Source organism: Vibrio sp. Vb1018, assembly GCF_033338775.1.
Classification (GTDB): Bacteria; Pseudomonadota; Gammaproteobacteria; order Enterobacterales; family Vibrionaceae; genus Vibrio; species Vibrio alginolyticus.
Window position 1 is genome coordinate 1 of the sequence record NZ_JAWOTI010000024.1, and the last position, 19,180, is coordinate 19,180.

The 19,180-nt window shown below is 43.2% G+C and carries 20 protein-coding genes and 1 tRNA gene; 3 read left to right on the forward strand and 18 right to left on the reverse strand.

Annotated elements, in window-relative coordinates; all coding sequences use genetic code 11:
* Window positions 1-477 precede the first annotated feature (477 nt).
* The 15 genes from R7Z10_RS20030 to R7Z10_RS20100 all read right to left on the reverse strand — a co-directional run bounded on the left by R7Z10_RS20030 (window position 478) and on the right by R7Z10_RS20100 (window position 12,460).
* Complete coding sequence (locus R7Z10_RS20030) at window positions 478-2,049, reverse strand: anti-phage dCTP deaminase (protein ID WP_318105717.1); 1,572 nt, start codon at window positions 2,047-2,049, stop codon at window positions 478-480.
* A 234-nt stretch (window positions 2,050-2,283) separates the two neighbouring features.
* On the reverse strand, window positions 2,284-3,039 hold the full coding sequence (locus R7Z10_RS20035; protein WP_318105719.1) for a hypothetical protein: 756 nt from the start codon (window positions 3,037-3,039) through the stop codon (window positions 2,284-2,286).
* Window positions 3,032-4,144 (reverse strand): ATP/GTP-binding protein, encoded by a 1,113-nt coding sequence (locus R7Z10_RS20040; RefSeq protein ID WP_170905481.1) that lies wholly within the window; start codon window positions 4,142-4,144, stop codon window positions 3,032-3,034. The genes R7Z10_RS20035 and R7Z10_RS20040 overlap by 8 nt, the downstream gene beginning before the upstream one ends.
* A 228-nt stretch (window positions 4,145-4,372) precedes the next feature.
* Window positions 4,373-4,900 carry a hypothetical protein gene (locus R7Z10_RS20045; RefSeq protein ID WP_318105735.1) on the reverse strand — a complete coding sequence of 176 codons (528 nt, stop codon included), beginning with the start codon at window positions 4,898-4,900 and terminating at the stop codon, window positions 4,373-4,375.
* Between the two features lie 345 nt (window positions 4,901-5,245).
* Window positions 5,246-5,521, reverse strand: a complete 276-nt coding sequence (locus tag R7Z10_RS20050) for a hypothetical protein (protein WP_318105738.1) — start codon at window positions 5,519-5,521, stop codon at window positions 5,246-5,248.
* 496 nt (window positions 5,522-6,017) lie between these two features.
* On the reverse strand, window positions 6,018-6,743 hold the full coding sequence (locus tag R7Z10_RS20055; protein WP_318105741.1) for a hypothetical protein: 726 nt from the start codon (window positions 6,741-6,743) through the stop codon (window positions 6,018-6,020).
* Between the two features lie 167 nt (window positions 6,744-6,910).
* Complete coding sequence (locus R7Z10_RS20060; protein ID WP_318105744.1) at window positions 6,911-7,156, reverse strand: hypothetical protein; 246 nt, start codon at window positions 7,154-7,156, stop codon at window positions 6,911-6,913.
* 101 nt (window positions 7,157-7,257) lie between these two features.
* Window positions 7,258-8,349, reverse strand: coding sequence for a P-type conjugative transfer protein TrbL (trbL, locus tag R7Z10_RS20065; protein ID WP_318105747.1), 1,092 nt, complete (start codon window positions 8,347-8,349; stop codon window positions 7,258-7,260).
* A gap of 2 nt (window positions 8,350-8,351) precedes the next feature.
* On the reverse strand, window positions 8,352-8,540 hold the full coding sequence (locus tag R7Z10_RS20070) for a hypothetical protein (RefSeq protein WP_213963424.1): 189 nt from the start codon (window positions 8,538-8,540) through the stop codon (window positions 8,352-8,354).
* A gap of 2 nt (window positions 8,541-8,542) precedes the next feature.
* Window positions 8,543-9,319 carry a P-type conjugative transfer protein TrbJ gene (trbJ, locus tag R7Z10_RS20075; RefSeq protein ID WP_193267246.1) on the reverse strand — a complete coding sequence of 259 codons (777 nt, stop codon included), beginning with the start codon at window positions 9,317-9,319 and terminating at the stop codon, window positions 8,543-8,545.
* 29 nt (window positions 9,320-9,348) lie between these two features.
* Complete coding sequence (gene traI / locus R7Z10_RS20080; RefSeq protein ID WP_318105753.1) at window positions 9,349-11,121, reverse strand: TraI/MobA(P) family conjugative relaxase; 1,773 nt, start codon at window positions 11,119-11,121, stop codon at window positions 9,349-9,351.
* A gap of 5 nt (window positions 11,122-11,126) precedes the next feature.
* A complete protein-coding gene (gene traJ, locus R7Z10_RS20085) occupies window positions 11,127-11,489 on the reverse strand; it encodes a conjugal transfer transcriptional regulator TraJ (RefSeq protein WP_140354587.1) in 363 nt (120 codons plus the stop codon).
* Window positions 11,490-11,542: 53 nt separating this feature from the next.
* The gene (locus tag R7Z10_RS20090) at window positions 11,543-11,836 is read right to left on the reverse strand and encodes a hypothetical protein (RefSeq protein ID WP_318105759.1); all 294 of its coding nucleotides are present in this window, start codon (window positions 11,834-11,836) and stop codon (window positions 11,543-11,545) included.
* The gene (locus tag R7Z10_RS20095) at window positions 11,833-12,177 is read right to left on the reverse strand and encodes a TraK family protein (RefSeq protein WP_238115990.1); all 345 of its coding nucleotides are present in this window, start codon (window positions 12,175-12,177) and stop codon (window positions 11,833-11,835) included. Before R7Z10_RS20095 ends, R7Z10_RS20090 begins: the two co-directional genes overlap by 4 nt.
* Window position 12,178: 1 nt before the next feature.
* The gene (locus R7Z10_RS20100; RefSeq protein WP_318105766.1) at window positions 12,179-12,460 is read right to left on the reverse strand and encodes a DNA-binding protein; all 282 of its coding nucleotides are present in this window, start codon (window positions 12,458-12,460) and stop codon (window positions 12,179-12,181) included.
* A gap of 867 nt (window positions 12,461-13,327) precedes the next feature.
* On the opposite strand from R7Z10_RS20100, the gene R7Z10_RS20105 reads away from it, so the two are divergent.
* From R7Z10_RS20105 to R7Z10_RS20115, 3 genes are all read left to right on the forward strand, one after another.
* Entirely contained in the window at window positions 13,328-14,278 is a 951-nt protein-coding gene (locus tag R7Z10_RS20105; RefSeq protein ID WP_318105768.1) for an FRG domain-containing protein, read from the forward strand.
* Between the two features lie 101 nt (window positions 14,279-14,379).
* On the forward strand, window positions 14,380-14,904 hold the full coding sequence (locus R7Z10_RS20110) for a hypothetical protein (RefSeq protein ID WP_318105772.1): 525 nt from the start codon (window positions 14,380-14,382) through the stop codon (window positions 14,902-14,904).
* A 25-nt stretch (window positions 14,905-14,929) separates the two neighbouring features.
* Window positions 14,930-15,589: a hypothetical protein gene (locus R7Z10_RS20115; protein ID WP_318105774.1), complete on the forward strand. Its 660-nt coding sequence runs from the start codon at window positions 14,930-14,932 to the stop codon at window positions 15,587-15,589.
* Window positions 15,590-15,830: 241 nt separating this feature from the next.
* Here R7Z10_RS20115 and R7Z10_RS20120 read toward each other — a convergent pair whose 3' ends face one another.
* From R7Z10_RS20120 to rpoD, 3 genes are all read right to left on the reverse strand, one after another.
* Complete coding sequence (locus tag R7Z10_RS20120; protein ID WP_238116004.1) at window positions 15,831-16,922, reverse strand: site-specific integrase; 1,092 nt, start codon at window positions 16,920-16,922, stop codon at window positions 15,831-15,833.
* Window positions 16,923-17,020: 98 nt separating this feature from the next.
* Window positions 17,021-17,096 (reverse strand) — tRNA-Ile (locus R7Z10_RS20125).
* 155 nt (window positions 17,097-17,251) lie between these two features.
* Window positions 17,252-19,114, reverse strand: coding sequence for an RNA polymerase sigma factor RpoD (rpoD, locus tag R7Z10_RS20130; protein WP_005395986.1), 1,863 nt, complete (start codon window positions 19,112-19,114; stop codon window positions 17,252-17,254).
* Window positions 19,115-19,180 lie beyond the last annotated feature (66 nt).

The window sequence follows — 19,180 nt, forward strand, 5'->3', positions numbered from 1 at the left end:
CCCGTAGATTTCTCTACGAGCCTTTCGGAATATGGTGGCCCCTCGCAGACTTGAACTGCGGACCAATCGATTATGAGTTAGCCACTAACGCAGGAAGTCTAGGAAAACCGAGGTAAATTAAGCGTAATTAAAAATACCTTAAAGTATTTACTAAACAGTAGTTTAGCGTAGTTTTTATAAAGTTGTCAAAACTAGTGACTGTACCTCTAGTGTACCTTTCTTTTGTTTATTGGTCTTATGTTTCTGCGTGCGTATAAAACAAAAAAGCCACTATACATTAGTGGCTTTAGCAATAGATAGTAACTAGAACTTAAGATTGAACAGTTTTTGAATGTGGTTTCGTCTTTTGTGTGTTTGAAACTCGCATATTAAGTAGTTGCTGTTGCCATTGAGGCCAATGAGAAGCTTTCTCATTAACTTTTTCCAAGTGTTTCAGCAATGATTGGTTGTCAACTTTTTTCATAATAATGGTCCTACTTACGAGTTGTCTAGTGAGTGATTTTTGTACATGTCAAGCTGTTGTGACATGACATAGCAAGCATGATCTTCTTCTTTAAGATAGCTGAAATCGCTCTGAGCTAGTCTAAGTTTAGCGGATTCTTTAGACCAGTCTAACACTTTTCCCTGAGAATCTTTCCTTTTCATTTTCATCCCACTTCCTAGATTCATAGAAAATAAATCAAGAAAGCTTCTAGGTCCTACGCCCACAAAAGGTTCAAAAAGTACTTTCCCGTCTTCTTTTTCTTCGGATATAGAATCGTTATGAAATTCGAATGCTTTACTTTTTGCATACGGCTCAACATATACTACTCTCATCACACCAGCTGCTATAATATGTTTGGCGCAATTATGGCAAGGAAATGTTGTACAATATAAAGTTGTATCGATGGTGCTATTATTGGAACGACCACAAGATAATATGGCTTCCATTTCAGCGTGAACGATTCTCCCATACTCTGTAATATCTTTTAACTTAGATTTTATTATTTTATTAAATATGGAGTCTTTTAGGCTGTTTTTTTCTTCTTCTGTCAGTGAATATTTATCACTAATATTGTTCAGATCGAATTTTTCAAGTATGTCATTTGCAAGCTCATGAATAGCATTCTTATTTGCATCAAAACCTCTTGTATAATCTCGACCATTCTTTATGTCTATGATATGAGTTTTATTTTCATCTAGAATTGGCCAGTATAAACCTCCTTGAGCTTTAGGTACATCATTAGCTCCGGTAGAGATGATATTACTATCTTTAGTTAGAACTGCTCCAACTTGTCTTGATAAATCTCCAGATCTAACAGAAGCAGAGAAGGCCATATACATTGCATATTCATCAAATGTTGGTGTTGTATAAGGATGATTAAATATTAATTTAAATACTCTTTCAATATCTGCTTTATTTTTATCTGAGTTTTGGTCTTCATCTATAAAGAAATCTGATAAATGAAATGTATCTCGTGTGTGCTGGCCATGTCCGGATTTTTCTTCTGTATCTCGAGATATTAGTTTGTCTATTATATTTTCAGGATCTGCCTTTCTTTTTTTATTACTTAACGTTCTTCTTCTTTTTTCTTCACTAGAATGTATACCAATTAGAAAAAGTCTATCTCCATATGTATCTCTTAATACTTTCACTTCTTCTGGGTGCTTTAATGATCTAACTATCCAAGCTCTTTTTTCTAATGGCTTAGACTCGTAATTACCCAAAAATTCAGCCCTCTTCTCTGCTATTTTTGCTATGGCAGCATAAGCTAAAGCTCCATTATTCTCACAAATTGATCGATAATTGTTACCAACGGTCATTAGATGATCTATTAGTTGAAGTTTAGTAAGTGAACCGTTTGGTGTTTCTAATGTATGTAAGAAGTCCGTAGAAACTCGAATTTTTGTAGAAGAAAAATCGTATAAATCTAACTCTTCTTCTATTAATCTAGTGAAGTGTCCTAAATCACAGCCAACAGCAGAAACTAAAGCTATAACTATTTCTGAAGGTTCCTGAGTGCTTTGGTTCTTTTGAGATTCATTCGTTGTTTTATCTTGTTTTGACATAGCATAATATCATTAAAAATAATGTTGTTATGCATAATGGCGAATAATCATGATATGGTCAATTATTGTCCTTTGGATTTTTGCGCTAACTCAATTTCTCTTTGGCATACTTTGATGATTACTTCAGCTCTTCACCCTAATTCGTTGTTTCTGCTTCTTTTAAAGGGCTTAAAGTCCAGGAAATAGTCGAATGCTAGTTCACGAGGACATGTGCGTATGGTGAGCATTTTAAACTTAAGTGGTGATTCTCTCGATAAGATTTGAGCCATAGTATTCAAATAACATTAGAGGAAATGAGGATATAACAGCAACCTTTTTCTCTGGTATGTGTTTTTCAATCTGTGTATTGAAAATAATTAGCTGTTCTATTTGGTTTTTAGGAAGCTCTAATAAATCAGTGATTAAGTAGTTAGCTCTAATTAGATGCTGGTTTATAATTTCCTTCCAAGTTATTAAGTCATATAATCCCCAATTAAAGTAACGTTGACTCAATGTTTTGTTAGTATTTATCCATTTTTTGTATTGATCTAATTCTTCGATAGAATGCAATGTCTCTAGAGGTGATTCATTAAATTGGTGCCGTATAGCTTCAACCATCGGATAGCTAACACAGAGAAGCCCTCGGTCTTGTGAATCATTAAATGTTTTAAGCATTTCCGATAGTTTTTCATCATTTGCATTACTACAATGACAGTCATAATCAAAAAATAAGTAAATATCACTGATTTTACTTGGATCTTCAATAGCAATAACTTTCTCTTCTTCTTGTAAAAGAGGCGTTTTTCTTTTTTTTAATTGTTCAACGATAAGTTCGTATGTATCAAAGAATTCATCTTGAGATACAGATTCAAAAAGTTGATAAATATTGAAGCCATAAGATGCACGTAAAATTACTTTGTCACCGTCATTCAGGAAATATTTACATAGATTTTCTGCAATATTTTGCTCGGTTTTCTGACCTTCAAAAATGCATAGTACATAACTACTCATCAAAAGCTCCAGAACGATACATTTTTTCTAGATTGTGCGCTTTTCTAATTTCTCTACTGGTAAGCTGGTGTAGAGGCTTGAGTCCATTTTCTTCGAGAACAAAGTAACAGTCTGGCCGCAGGATATCGTTAGACATTAGCGAGCTGTTATGAGTAGTAATTATAGATTGGCAGTTTGTGCTGGAAATCTTATCTACGATTTTTCTAGACAATGAAAAATGGTAGTAAGCATCAAACTCATCTATATAAGCAAATGAAATTTCACCAGAGGAAAGCTTTAGATACCAGTAGTAAAAATTTCCCAGAGAAATAGTTCCTGTCGATGCTGCTTGAGAAAACTCTATACTTTTCTTCCCAAAATCAAATTCAATTATTTCTTCTCCTTTGACTCCGGACTGTTTAAGTTTACAACTAACTCCGGATTCATTGAGGAATTTTTCGAAATCTTCAAGTTTACTTTGCTCAATAATAGATTGAGATACTCGTTGCTGAGTTAATGGCTGTCCATAGAACTCTTGTGACTTTGTGAGTGTTCTGAAAAAAACCATACCATCAACAAAGTTTATAAATTTCTCAAATATATTATTTATTTTGTTGTCATCGAGCAAAGCATTTGATTTTAGGAACTTTATAGGTGATATATTTCTTCCACTAAAATCATTCTTTAAAGTTTCTGAACCATCTAGATTAAATGTAGCGAGATTTGAATTTCTACGATCAAATTCAATTACCAATTTATCATTTATCGATAGTTTCTCATAAATGGTCGTGTCACAATCTTCTTTACCGTATTTATAAATAACAGTATAACCATTAATGCAAAACTCATAGATAAATTCGGCCATGCCAGAATTTAATTTAGCATTTAAATAGTTTTGTTTTAGACCTGAACTTATGATGTTATCAGTTAGATGTGCAGTAATATCAAGAATCGCTAGGCCAAGGTTAGATTTACCACCACCATTTACGCCATAAATAACCCCATGCTTCACAGTGTCATTTTCCACAACATGGCTGTTGAACTCATAAGAGCGCTCGCTTTTTAGATCGATTTCAAACCAATCTTCAAAGTTTCTAAAGTTCTTAACTGAGAGTTTTACTAGCATTATGTAATCCAGTGCTGATGGTGATAGTTCTCGCTGACTATAGCATGCCATGTAACAGCCGTAAAAAAATTACGGCTGTTTGTATGCTGGAGAATGTGTAAACTTGGTCACTGGTCCCAGTAAGCCGTACTTTTCTAATAAATTGAACGTCCGTGGGTCCCCGTCAATAAGTTGATGAGTTTTGTTTCATATTGAGATTGTCCTTATCTCTTAGAACGTAGGTTGAGATTAAGAAAAATGACGTGATAACGAGTCGTTGAAAAACTGCGCTACATCTTCCAGATGCGTTACATACACGGCAATGTCATTTTTATATTGCATCCCGTACAAAAGCTCTTCTCTTGTTTGGGGCAGTGGCATTTTAGGAATTTCGCCTTTATTAGAGTAAGGGTAACGGCGCAAAGTAAAAACGTCTTTGTTCAATTCAATATCAGCTTTAAGTGAACGCCGGAATTGACCCGCGTACTTTTGTTCTAGCCAGGCCGCATCTTCTGGATAGTTGACTTTGATTTTATGGTATATCTTTGCTAGATCGTGAACATTTTTCGTGTGTTGGACCTTGTTCGCAACACTTCCACTCCACATGACCGTAGTTCTTATGCTCTTTAGAAAGCATTCGATAGCCAGCGCCAGCAAGATGTAGTAGGCGTTTGAAGTTGCGTGATTTTCTTTCAGTATTTGTGCAGATTCGTAGTATTCCCGACCGTATGTAAACAGCCCGAAATCGACAATATTTTCTGTTGTTGAATCACTCATGATTACCTCTGATTTTGACGCGATTTCTTTATGTCGTGTTCTCCATGATTAGCTACGATTATTCAGAAAAACGCCAAATGAGAAGTTGCTATTAGTGCAGAAGACATTTTATCGAACTGACAAAGTTCATTTATATGGTTTCGATCTCTTTCAGAACCTCTAAAAGAATATGAGTTGTCATGTAGTATGTTGTAGTATGTTGTAGTATGTTGTATGCTACAACATACTACATTTTTCTTTTAGATATCATAAGAATAGCTATCTTGATAATAGTGCTGGTTGATGGTGAGGTTTTATCCTCTTAAAACTGGACATCTAGTTTGGATTTATTTGTGATCAATCAAATTATGATCGTTTAGTCCTGCCTCTTTTTTCCAACACTTTTTGCATCTTTGCCGACGCATCTTTCATGTCCTGGCGTAGATCTTCAATCTCTTCAGGAGTGAGTGGTCTTGGACCATCATGATCTAGATACTCAGAACGAGGTGCTCTGGCTTCTTTTCTCTTTCTCAGCTCCTCTCTGGCCCATTTTGACGACTCCTGCATATCTTTCCTCAAGTTGTCCTTTTCGGCCTCTGTGAGGGGGCGTGGTGGCTCTGTATTGGGTGCTTTTCTTTTCATGTTACCTCTACTGAGCTAGCTACGTTGATCTCAGTGGTTTAATTCATTCTCTTCTTGGCGTTCAAACCATCATCTCACCATGTGCACTAATGCTCAATAAGTAACCTATGCCGATAGCAGGTGACCAAGCTTCCAATGGGAGTCCAGAGGGGCTTGCCCCTTTGGGCATAGCGCAGCGTAAACCTTCAATACCTACTTAAAAAGTTTATTCATGACGAGGGACGAGGCATGAATAAACCAGTGATAGAGCTTAACCGTTAGGTTAATGAAGTAACCACTTTTTATACCGGATTCTTTTATCAACTCTCATTTTTTCGGAACGCTTGTAGGTACATCAAAATGAAGTCTGTTTAACAGACTCAACTGAGTTATGTCAGAGGGATACGGTGCAAGATTTTAGATATATTCAGGTTAAAACTTGAGCGTTAGCGTTGATGGCTGATTTGAAGACGTGACAAGTCGACCAAAGCTAATTGGCATAAAAAATTAGGGCGTACTAATGAATGGGTGGGTATCTCAAATCGAGCGGTGTTAAGCCTGTATCAAATTGCCCCTGGAATGATTCTGTTTGTGTGGCTTCGTCCACTATCGCTTTAACTCGTTTCTTCTGGGCCATTTTACTGAAATAGGTAGGCCATACGTTACACCGACCTGACTTTTTTAACCGCTCCAGCGCATGATTTCTTTGTTCATCCAACCAGCCCGATTTGATACGAAGTTCTTTCATCAGTTTCATGGTTAACCATTTAAGTCCAGCCGTCCCACGAATTTGACCGTCTTGGTTACGAATATCCATGTTGGCACTATTGAAATAGCCCGCTTGCATTAATTTATCGATATAACGAAACCAAGAGGATTCAGGCATTGTTTCGTTATACATTTTTTCATATCGCTTGATCATGGCTCGGTGTTTGACTGGATCATTAAATGCAGTCTTTGGGACTCCAATGCGGAATGTTGCCCAATCCATATAACTGATTAGAACCGTTAAGACCCGAAACGCTCTGACTCTTACGCGGCGTTGCATATCTCTGTGAGGACTAATCAGTGAATTTAGTGACCTGAGAATAAAGGGTTTGTCCTGAAAGTGCTTCAGCTTGTCTATCAAACGGCGAGTAGCCTCTGGCACGCTACCTTGTTTTACTACTCGCAGAACTACACGTACTTCAGGGGAATAGCCTTTGATTGCTGTTGGTGTTGTCTTAGTGTTCTTGCGTGACATGCTATCAGTCCTCACAAGATACATAGGATAGAGTGATTTTTAAGCTCTTTAACTCTGTGTTAGGTGCTCTATAATGTTTTATTGTCATGTTATACCTCTCAGGAAGGTTAATGTGAAAATGCGGGCCGGTGTTGCGAGCACCGGCCTGTGTGTCTTTATGATTTGCGTTACTTGAACGGCCAACCTCTGGTTTTGTTGGTTTGCTTATTCAACGACATCATTCCTCGATACGCCTTGTTTACCACTTTGTTTTGAATCCCTTCCAGCACGTCAGCTAAGCGATAAAGCTGCTTACTGTATTTGGTTGAATGTGCCCACTGACCAGCAAAATAAAACGCCAGCATCACTAGAAACATGACCGCGAAAAATGCGCCAAAGTCGGTCCAGTTTTGTGGTGGGAAATGTAGTTCCATGCTTGTTCTCCTCTATGCCTAATGGTGAAATCCTGGGACCTGTTCTCTCAGAACTTCGGTGTGTGATTTCTTCCGCCAACCGTGCTTCGGCCAGCGAAAACTCAATGCGATTCACGCCCCATACCTGCGGCTCTGGCAAACGGTGTGTCACCTGTACCTGGTTCTTCGGACTTGGCAGAATCGCTGCCAATTGAGCCTGTCATCATCTCAGCCATCTCTGAGTTGGTCGCCGACTTAAACGCAGCTTGAAGGGCGGATGCGCCACCGGCAGTACTCATGACTGCACCAGCGGCCATTCCCCCAGTGGTCATTGCGGCCCCGGCCATTGCTCCAGCACTGATGTTGCCCGAACTGGCAGCGGCCCCTGCGCCAGGGATTAGACCGGCAACGATATTGGGAACGGAATGGATCAGTAGCACCAGGACCAGAGCAACAATGAAAATAACCAGCAGCTCTCGCATGGGTGCGTCGTAAGAAAGGTTGACCAGGAATGAATCCATGATGGACATCGCAATGCCGATCATGAGAGTCATCGTCATGAGTTTTAACGCCAGGCCAAGGACGTTACGGAAATAGTTAATGGCGATATCGGAAGTCCAGCGCGAGCCGCCAAAGCCGAGGACAAAGATTCCTGCATAACAAAGTACCCAGGCCGACACCAAGGCCACTAATACGTTGGCAGAAACGATTGTCATACAAACGACAATCAGCAGGGTGATGATAAAGATCGCCAAGCTATCGAAGGGGCTGGAAAAGCTGTAGGCATTGCTTGATTTAGCCACAATATCCAGAGCAATGCTGATCGGCTCAGATGGTGTCAGTTCACGGGGTAACCCCGCAGCTTCTGCACCAATGATTCTCAAAGAATCGATGATGGACGTGGCAAACTCAGGGCCATTACGTAGCAGCCACAGAAAGAAGCCGAACGTCATTATGAAGCGGATAAACTCGGCAAAGAATTCTCTGATATCCGCTTGACGGAGGAGGAGGGTTCCTCCGGTCCAAACCAGAGAGATAGTACCAAGCAGCCAGAACAGCCAACTGGCATAGTTGGTTATCACGTCAGTCCAGGTGCTGGCGACCGTCATGAACTGTAATGCGACATCATCCAGCACACCGTTGTTATCAATGGCAGCATGGGCGGCTGCCGAAGGGATAATCAAGCCCAAGGAAATTACCTGACGAACCTTCATGATCAGAACCCCTTATTCTGGCTGCGATCGGTAGGGTCACCCATGTTCCAAAAGCAGTTGGCTTGTTGTTTTTCGGCTTTTGTCAGGTTCGGGGAGTCGCAATCGATATTCTTGATATCTTGAGATTGGTCACAGCCAAGCAGAAGTAATGATGTGAACAGGCATAAAGCGATAGATGAAGTAATTTTCATGCTTAAAACCCTCTGTTTTGGGAACGGTCGGTTGGCGAACCAAAATCAAAAAGTGCTTCGTGGGCCGCTTGTTGCAGTGCCTCTTTATCGGCGTCTGCCTGCATCCGAGCGCCCACAGCGTTTTGCTGAGCAATCAATAAACTGCGGATTTGCAGCAGTTGGTTAGCCTGGTTACTGGCAAGTTGATTGGCATAACCGATGGCGGCCATCTGACCATCAGCTCCCTGAGCGGCTGACTGCAATCGCTGAAGCTGACGGGCATCGGTTTGTAAGTTGTCTTGCTGGAGTGCCAGGTTGTTGAATAACGCGTCGTTGGCTTTTTTCTGGGATTCAGACGCTAAGCGACGGTTTTGGATCATGGCTGTCCTTTCCGTTTCACTGCATCCTGACGAGGAAAAGCAAGGTGAACTGCGGTAGTAGGCCACATCCTGAAATTTGCCTAGATACTCGTCCAGACTGCCAAGCTGATTCTGGTAATAGGAGAGTGTATTAGTCGCCTGAGTCAGGTCATGAATTGTGGATTGAGCCTGGTCCCAGATGTAGGAAGCCGGAGCCATAGTGTTTTGCAGCATGTTTTCATATTGCTGCAATTGGGACTGATACTGCTGGATTTGTTTGGCGGTCTGCGTCACGGCTTCCATCGCCGAAATGATGTTTTGTTGTAGGTTAACGCCGTCGGCCACCGGTATACCGGACCAAACAGGGCTGGCGTGCGCCATGATCCCGCCGAGTGCTAAAAGACGAATTTTAGCCGCTAAAATTTTTGTGCTGATGTTCATCGTGTATTCCTTACTGACGTTTAAGTGGTTTATCGACTTCTGCTCTTCTTGGCTTGTTTCTGTTTTTTCTGAGCCATTTCAGCGCGCAGTTGCGCTTTGCGTTGTTCCAGCGCCGATGGCCTTTGCTCCTGTGGTTTGTCAAAACGCATGACATCAAGCTGAGAAAGAGTGCTGAGCGTGTTGCGCCTGATGCCAGGCGGCGCTTTGCCAATCGGCGGAACACCACGGCGTTGAGCCTTAGCCGGTGTGGCCTGATGGTTGGCAGACAGCAAAGCTAATCGACGTTGTTCCAGACCTTTATCGCTGAAAGTAAGAGGCAGGCCGGTGTCTGCCGCTGCGCGGATCACACGAGCTTTAAACTCCGGAGAACCATTGACGCTAATTTGATTGCCATAACGCTCTAGGGCTATTTTCAGCGCCTGAGTTATCGCTTCAGAATCGGATTGGGTCGAAACCTGGAGGCGCTGACCATCGTCACGTACTGCGCCATTTTTGGAGCGAAACAGAACGGTGCCGGTTTTGGTGATTGAATCGATCACACTGCTCTGGTCTTTGCGCGTCTGTCCGTTCCCCTGGAGCGTGTTGCCATTCAGTGTTTGAGCTGCTTCTCGCGCTCGCAACGCGGCTAATGCGGTTTGGTCACCTTGTTGCGCTTGGTGTTTCAGCCAGTCGGCCCAGGTGCGCTTGCTGTGAGTTTGATAAACCTGTTGGCGTTCTTGTTGGTATTGTTTATGGATAGAGGCCAAGTTGTTTTGCAGTGCCTGACTCGCCTGGGAATACAGCACACGTTTGGTAAATCGACCGCTGCCGGTCAGTTTGATGGCGGCTCGGCGAACCTTGTTGTTATTTTTGGCGTTGATGATTTGCTGGTTTTTCTTGTGGCGAAGCTGCTCTAAAGCGGTGGCCTTATGAGTTGCGAGAGCCTTTTGCTCACGCTGATAGCGTGCATACAGCTCGCTGGTATCGATGCGTGTTTTTAGCGGCTGCTTTTGGTAATTGCGCTGCGCGGATTGGCCGGAGTGATTGCTATCGGTCTGAGCCGATTGGAACACGCCGAATCGAGTTTCTAATTTGGGCTTTGAGAGATCGCGCGCAACCGTACTGGCTTTGACCGTGATGCCACTGTCAGCCGAGAAAACCAAGCCATTACCTTTGGCCGATAGCGTTAGGCTATGTGTGCGGCAGGTATCGTGCAGTTCAGCCCAGGTTTGGGCGGCTTTCATCTCTTGTAAGCACTCACGTTTAATCCAACCAGCCAGGCTTTCAATGCCAGAGTGTCGCTCCATGTCGGCGGCTCGCGCAGCGTTGTGAGTTTGCTGCGGTGTGTGATTGTCCTGCTGGAGTCCAAACGCTTTTTCTAACTGCTCACATTGTTCGGCCAAGGTTCTATAGGCGGCATACGGTTCATGCATGGTGTGGCGCGTGGGATGAATCTTATTGATGGCAACATGGATATGCAGGTTGTCGGTGTCGTTGTGAACGGCGCTGATACGTTGATGATCGCTAAATCCAAGGCTGTCACACACACGTTTTTCAATCTCTGAAAGCACGTCCTGCTCAAGCTGTTCACCGGCTCGGAAGCTGATGATCAGGTGATAGGTTTTATCGTTCTTTGCCCGGGTGTTCGACTGCTGAGTAGCAAGCACTTCGCTGATTGCGTCCCGGACGGAATCGGCGTGGCAGTTCGTCAGCTTTACGTGTCCCAAGCGGTGCTCTTTGCTCTGAGCATCGGTGAGGTAATTGATTAAGCCGGCAAAATCAGATTTGTGCGTGGAACGCATCGGAATGTGTTTAACAATCATGACTATCACCTTTGGCGCAGGACCGACTCCATGATGGTGCTCATCTGATCTTTGGTGGTATCAATTCGGTTCAGCACGGCCTTGATGGTCGGCACACCGATTTGGGCGGCTTTAACATCGTTGGTCAGCCAGAGTTTGAGTAAACCGCCAAGGCGGCCAAGATCGCCATTGACCTTAACCAGTTCTCGCACCTGCTGTGCATCAACGACGCTTTTCACTTGGCGTCCCTGACCAATTCTGCGCAGGTAAGTGGATACGCTCAGCCCGGCTTGTTTGGCGTTGGCTTCAATCTGTTCACGCTCTTCCGGCAGGCAATAGACTTTGATTGGCGTCGTATTCTTCCTGGTGACTTTCTCTGCATGATTCATGTGTTGTCTCCGTCTCGAACCGTCTGTTACTGAATCGGCCCCGCAGGGCAGGATTACCGTTGAGCGCCCTGGCGCGAATAAGGGAAGTGAAGTGGTAACCGCCGACTTGTCGGGGGGACCACTTCACCTATCCTGCCCGCAATATCGCCCGCAACAGTGTTTTGGATACCGCAGGTATGCTGCGCTGCTGTCGCGCAATTGCGCGTAAACCAGCCCCAAAGCAGGCAAAAACACGAACAAACCACATCAATACAGGCGAAAAACACACAAAGTTGTGTCGGTGTTGCGCGTTGGTAGCGTCGCGACTGCGAGCTGACAGCGGGTAAACAGCGTGGCTGCGTATTCATATCAAGTCCTGCGTATTTGGCTTGGCATCAAACGAAAATCCGCTGATCTTGCGAGAAACGTTCTGCTTCTCTTTCGCTGGCTTATTGGTTGTGCAGGGCTTGGGGGCCGTCGTGATGTACTGCTTTACGTAGCGCAGAAATGTTTCATAGCGGAACGAGATACGTTGCTGCTCCGTCAGGTACTCCCAAATGGTTTTGAGGTTATATCCGGCCTCAATGCTTTCCTCGACGAAGGGTTGAACGCCAAGGAAGGTCGCAAGGACTTCCTGTTTGGTAGGAGGGCGAGTTTTGAGCTGGCGCTGGATAATCCAGGCTTGCAGCTCTTTGACGTAATCCGACATATCAAGCCTCCATATTGTCCGGGATGGCCTGGTCAATTAAGTTGGCTATATCGGAGACTTTGAAATAAACCCGTCTGCCAATTTTTATCCGGTTTGGTTTTAGCTTATTGGCCAGTTCGCAATTTGTGCGAAGTGTAATCCTCAAGCCTTCAGGACTGCGATGCAGGATCTCTGCAACCTGAGTAAATGAAAGCAGCGGAGATCCTCCATAGTGGTTGTAGAGGCTTTCCTCAGTGGTCATTGTATTTTCCTTAGCCGTTATGTTGCGATGTTCTGTACCCATACCGTTCTCCTTTGTCAGTCTCTCTATTGACTTTGAGATAGTCTATGCATAAGGCTCTTGGGCTGTAAACTGCACTTTAACATCACGTTTGTGAATTTTAGCTTCAATTTTTCGATATATCGTAGATCTTTTGAGTTTATTTTGTTGGTTTTTTAGCGGCTAAAATCTAGTCTTTTCTGATTTTGAGCTTTCTAGATTTCGGTATATCGAACATCGATATCTATAGTGATAAAGTTAATTTTTTATCGTTTTGTTTTAATTGTAAAAATTGTTTTTGTTCTGGATTTATAAATAAAGAGAGAGGAGTGACATCAAGTGAGTGAGATAGTACGTAGAGTTAGATTAATTCGGGTGAAATACGCTTAACTTGCAAGAATCACCTACCATGATTTTCTTTTAGTTGCATGTGTATTTGTGATTTAAATCACTATTGTTGTTAAGTGATTACATTCTATGGCTACTCAGTTGCCGTGAATGTGCCCCTCAAGTGTCATATATGAGTTTATGAAGATAATAGAGAAGTGTATTACTGTGGCTCTGGTGGAGTTATTGACATATGAGGGGCACTTGAGAGTCGTAACGACAGCTTATGAAACGAAAGTGTTAACTCGCAAGTGCGCAGAAATCACCCAACATTGAATTCCTGACCACATTCTCTTGTCATATATTGACCAATTTTCCGTAATAGAAGATTATGAACTTAGGTGAGCACTTATGACTATGCAGACGTGTTCCGCAATTTGTGAGTGCAAGGAAAGATAAGACTTACAGAACAGTATGCTACTGCTATGGTATCTGTATTTTCTGAAAATATTATAAAGACAATGTCTGCTGAAAAGACACTGTTAAGCGTAAAAGGATTTTGAATTGAAGGTAGAGGATTTTTGGAAGCCCTTTGAGGTGGAAATCGCAGATTTCGATGGACTTTTAAAAGTCGTCAATCAAGTAATGGAAAAAGCAGTTTCAAAGAACATCAAGTTTGCTTGGCGTGGGCAAATCGATGCAAGCTGGGCTCTGCATAGCTCTTTATATAGAAGGGCTAATCTGACAAAAGGAAAGGTTCTTACTGAAGCCGAAATAGCTAAAGAAGAAAGCGAGATACTTGTAGAGCTTCATCGCTGGGGGTTGCACTCTTCGTCTCAAACAGGACGGTTATCAATATTAAATCAACTTGCTATGTTGCAGCACTACGGTGCTCCAACAAGATTAATTGATATTACTTTCAATGCTTGGGTTGGCGCTTGGTTCGCTGTTGAAGAGAAATGGAGCAACGGGACAAGAATCCATGAAGATAAAGACGCCAGGCTTTTTGCGTTCGATGTAACTGATCGTCTAATAAATGAAAATGACGAATATCGATCTTGGGAGGATGATTATAATCGTCCTTGGAAGCAGGATCGAAGTGAAGGAATCGATAGCAAAGAATGGAATACTTCAGTCTTTGCATGGAAGCCAGCAAACTTGGACGCAAGAATAGCGGCTCAAAATGGTGGGTTTCTTTTCGGTGGTGTTCCATCGACCAACAAACCCGATGGAAAAAAATTTCAGTTTCCTAAATCTCCCAATTTCAAAGAAGGTTGGTGGCCTATAGCAGAAGCGCGCGAAGCGTGCTGTGTTGCTGCAAGACCTCATGTATTTGATCCCGCTAAAGGAAAAGGTGCCGGGCCTGGAGCACTATACACCTTCAGAATTAAGGCGAGTGCCAAAGAAGATATTCGAAAGCGACTAGACAAGCTTTTTGGATACAGGCACTCAACCATTTATCCAGATTTTTCAGGTTTTTCAAACTTTGCGCTTCCTAAAATTAAAAGTTACTGAACTTCAAGCCACGCTTAACAAAGCGCTGCTGTCGGACAAATTTTCCGCTGCGCTTCAAATTTGCCGCAGAGCGCGGCGTTATGTATTAAGGTAAGTGACAGATGATTTCTCCTCCAACAGACAATTTATATAAATTTTTCGCTGTGCTTGGGCTTCTAATTGCCGGGTCATCGGGTGCATTTTGGTGGAATGCTTCCAACGATTTCGATGCCTTTTTCGAGTCCAATGAAGAATATATAAATATGATGTTTGAGGGAGCGGAGGCATACGGAAGGTTTGCAGCGAAAACAAATGAAGGAATAGCCATTTACAATAGCGTCCAAGGCGATATTAACTCTCTGTCTGAATCTCAGAAAAAGGAACTTGATGCAATACTTCAAGAGTCCGAGAAATTGAAGGTAGAGACTGGCGCACTGCTTGATGCAAACCCTGCCAAAAGATTCACAATCAATTCGAAATTGGAAAAATACCAATGGGCGAGAAACATAAGCGTTCTTGGAGGCGCTTTGGGTGTTCTCATTTCAGGATTTGGTTTTTATTTTTGGCATGTACGTTTGCAGCGGCATATCGATCATCTACATTCACAGGTCACGCATAACAAGTCAGTGCAGCCGTCCGCTGACTGAGGCGTTAAGCCTCAATGGAGAAATAATGAAATACGAAGAATTACAAGCTATAGCTAATGCAATTATAGATTCGAACGATAAGCTCATATATCTCAATCTTTTTATCTTTTTGATTGCAGTTGTCTGTGTATATTGCGTAGCTCTATTCAAAAAATCGGGTGAATTAACAGCTATTAAACTTGCTTTTGAAGACATAAAAGAACAGAACCGAGTGATTACATCAGAGACCGAAAGCATTAAACGTCAGTTGGAAAAGGGCACCATTGAGTATCAAATTAAGCTGTCTAAGTATCATGAGAAAAAGATCGACGCGATTGAGAAAATTTACTCTAAATTGGCAGACTTGTTGAGTTGCTCGAGAAAAATCCTCTTGGCGACTGATGAAAACAAATTTCATGAATTCAACGATGCTGTGGAGGAGTTTCGTAATAGTTTTGAGGCTGAAAAGCTTTGGCTGGATGCATCGGTCAGTAAAGAAATTGAAGAGTTTGCTATAGAAATCGATAAACAAGTTCGCCAATACCAAGGAGCTATGAATGTATCAAAGTTGCCTGGTTTACAGGGGAAACACGTTGATCAGGTATATGACAAGCAGCAAAACTTTTATGAGTTTACAGTAACCAAATCAAAGGTTTTAAAAGAGCAATTGGAAGAGTTGCTGAGAGGCTATTTGTCTCCTGAATAAGAGGCTTAACAAACGATCAAGGAATAGACATAGTTTCCTAATCCGACAGAAAGTTTTAAATCATGTTTAAACTAACATGCGTCTGTTTAAAAATGATTTAGGCAGTATTGAATTGTTATGGATATTGGTGGCTGAAACGTACCGGCCCCCCAAGTGTCAATAAACCAGACTTGTCCATTGCTCACATCCAGGACACATCGGCCTAATCCTCATTTCATTGACACTTGAGGGGCGGTGTTGTCTAAGCCTTTTTCCCTTTAGCAATCGCGTCCAGTTCTTCAACTAGGTCTTCGGCTCTTAGGTGGGTATAGCGGCGTAGCATCTGCATCGATTTATGGCCGCTGATGGCGGCAACTTGCTGATCACTCAATCCGCCTTCAACCAAACGGCTGACGCTCTCGTGGCGCAAGTCGTGGAATTTAAAATCCTTCAGGCCAATCTTGGCTTTAATCTTCATCCACACCTTGTTGAAGTTGTAGGGGCGTCGTTTGCCGTCTTTGCCTGGTTCACCAAAGAAAATCAAGTCGGTATCAATAGGGCGTACCGGATTATTAATTGCCTGCTTAAAGGATTCTAACGCCAGGAGAGAAAGCGGAACGGTTCTCGGCATGGTGTTTTTGGTTTCGACCAGGAAAACCACACGCTTTTTCAAATCAACCTGAGAGCGGCGCAGAGAAGTGATTTCAGAGGAACGCATGCCGGTTTCCAGCGCGATACGAACAATCCAGGCCAGCATCGGGTTAGTGTGTGCCTCAACGGCGTCCAGGAGCTGTCGCTCTTCTTCCTCAGTCAAGCGTCGTTCCCGGCCAGAAGGCGGGGAGGGCTTACGAATATTCTGGACCGGGTTAATTGCCAGGCCGATACCCCATTCTTTAATCGCAATGTTGTACAGGTGACTGAGCAGGGCCAGGTCTATTCGCACGGTATTAGGTGAGCGCGGTTTGGGTGCAGGGTTACCTCTGGCGTCGCAACGGTCCAGGCCAGCTAACCGGTCGTCTCGATACTTGGCAATGATTTCTGGAGTCAGGGCGGCCAGGGAGTATTTCCCCAGTGCTTTGATAATCGGTTTGGAATGTCTTGCATCACAGGCAGCGGTCGCCGGTCGTTTGGTCGGTGAGATTTCTGCCAGGTAGCGTTTTAATGCTTCTTCAATGGTGAGTCGTTCGGACGAGGAACGTTTGATGTAGACGCCACGCACAATTTCATCTTCAGTGCGTCTTGCCCAATCCTCGGCATCGCGTTTGAGACGAAAAGTTTTGGACGTCGTCGGCCAGCCGGTTTTTCGAATAACGGCTTTCCAGGTTCCTGAAGAAGTTTTAACTAAAGTTGCCATGTGAGTACTCCCGAATGCGTACTGTACTGATTTTGTACCTCGGGACGGAATAAAAGGCAACATTCAAAGAAGGGTAAGCGATAAGTGCTTGATTTGAATGGTGGCCCCTCCCCGACTTGAACGGGGGACCAATCGATTATGAGTCGACTGCTCTAACCACTGAGCTAAGGGGCCTTAATAGGACAACGATTATAGGGGAAGCGTTGCAAGGTGTCTAGATACCAACTAGGGCAATTGCGCTTAGTTTTTATCCACTTAGAACAGTAGATAATAAAAAAGGTGACCTAAAGTCACCTTTTTTGATTTCTAAAAGCTTGTATGCGCTGCGATTATTCGTCTAGGAAGCTGCGCAGAGTCTCTGAGCGGCTTGGGTGGCGAAGTTTACGTAGTGCTTTTGCTTCGATCTGACGGATACGCTCACGAGTAACGTCGAACTGCTTACCAACTTCTTCTAGAGTATGGTCAGTGTTCATGTCAATACCAAAACGCATACGAAGTACTTTCGCTTCACGTGGCGTTAGACCTGCAAGCACGTCTTTTGTTGCCACCTTAAGGCTAGTTGCAGTTGCAGAATCTAGCGGAAGTTCTAGCGTTGTATCTTCGATAAAATCACCTAGATGCGAATCTTCGTCGTCACCGATTGGTGTCTCCATTGAGATAGGCTCTTTAGCGATTTTTAGAACTTTACGAATCTTGTCTTCTGGCATTTGCATGCGCTCTGCCAGTTCTTCCGGTAGTGGCTCGCGACCCATCTCTTGCAACATTTGACGAGAAATACGGTTTAGCTTGTTGATCGTTTCGATCATGTGTACCGGGATACGAATCGTACGTGCTTGGTCCGCGATTGAACGAGTGATTGCCTGACGGATCCACCACGTTGCGTAAGTCGAGAACTTGTAACCACGACGATATTCGAACTTATCTACCGCTTTCATCAGACCGATGTTACCTTCTTGGATCAGATCCAAGAACTGTAGGCCACGGTTGGTGTATTTCTTCGCGATAGAAATTACAAGACGCAAGTTCGCTTCAACCATCTCTTTCTTCGCACGGCGAGCTTTTGCTTCACCGATAGACATACGACGGCTGATGTCTTTAATGTTCTGTACGTTTAGAGAAGTCTCTTCTTCAATCATTTTTAGTTTAGCGATTGAACGACGGATTTCTTCTTCGTTACGTTTGATCTTTTCAGCGTATGGCTTGTCTGAAGCAAGAACTTCATCCAGCCAAGCTTCACTTGATTCATTACCAGTGAACAGCGCGATGAATGATTTCTTCGGCATTTTGCCGTATTCAACCACAGACTTCATGATCAGACGCTCTTGAGTACGAACGCGATCCATAGCAGTACGCAGTTCATTCACTAGGTGATCAAACTGTTTAGGCGTTAGACGAAACTCGCGGAATACGTCTAGCATCATTTCATTAGCAACGGTTGCTTTCGGGCTGTTATAGCCGTACTCGTTGATTGCTAATTGAAGATTTTGATAGGTGCTGCGTAGTTGGTTGAATTTCTCTAGCGCTAATTCAGGATCGATACCTACATCTTCTTCAGAATCATCTGAATCGTCATCGCTATCTTCGTCGTCATCAACGTCTTCATCGTCTTCTTCTTCTAACTGAGATTCAGTCAGTTCAGAACCGATGTGTGTTGCCGTTGGTGCAGCGGTGTCGTCAGCATCTGGATCTACAAAACCTGAAATTAGGTCTGTAAGACGTAGTTCTTCAGCTTGAACTTTGTCAAATTGCTCAAGAATGTACGGAATTGTGCCTGGGTATTCAGCAACAGACGATTGAACTTGGTTAATACCTTCTTCAATACGTTTTGCGATGTCGATTTCGCCTTCGCGAGTTAGAAGTTCGACAGTACCCATCTCACGCATGTACATACGTACTGGGTCTGTTGTACGACCAATCTCACTCTCTACGCTAGAAAGTGCAGCGGCTGCAGCTTCGGCTGCATCTTCATCGGTAATATTTGTGTCATCGTTCAGTGCTAAATCATCAGCATCAGGAGCAGTTTCTACTACCTTAATGCCCATGTCGTTGATCATCTGAATGATGTCTTCTACCTGTTCTGAATCTACGATTTCAGCAGGTAGGTGGTCATTTACTTCGGCGTAGGTCAGATAGCCTTGTTCCTTGCCTTTAATAACAAGTGACTTTAGCTGTGACTGCGGATTGTGATCCATAGACGGTATCCAACTTCGTAATCTGGTGAAGGAATCAGTATGCGAAATGCAAACCACTTACTATAA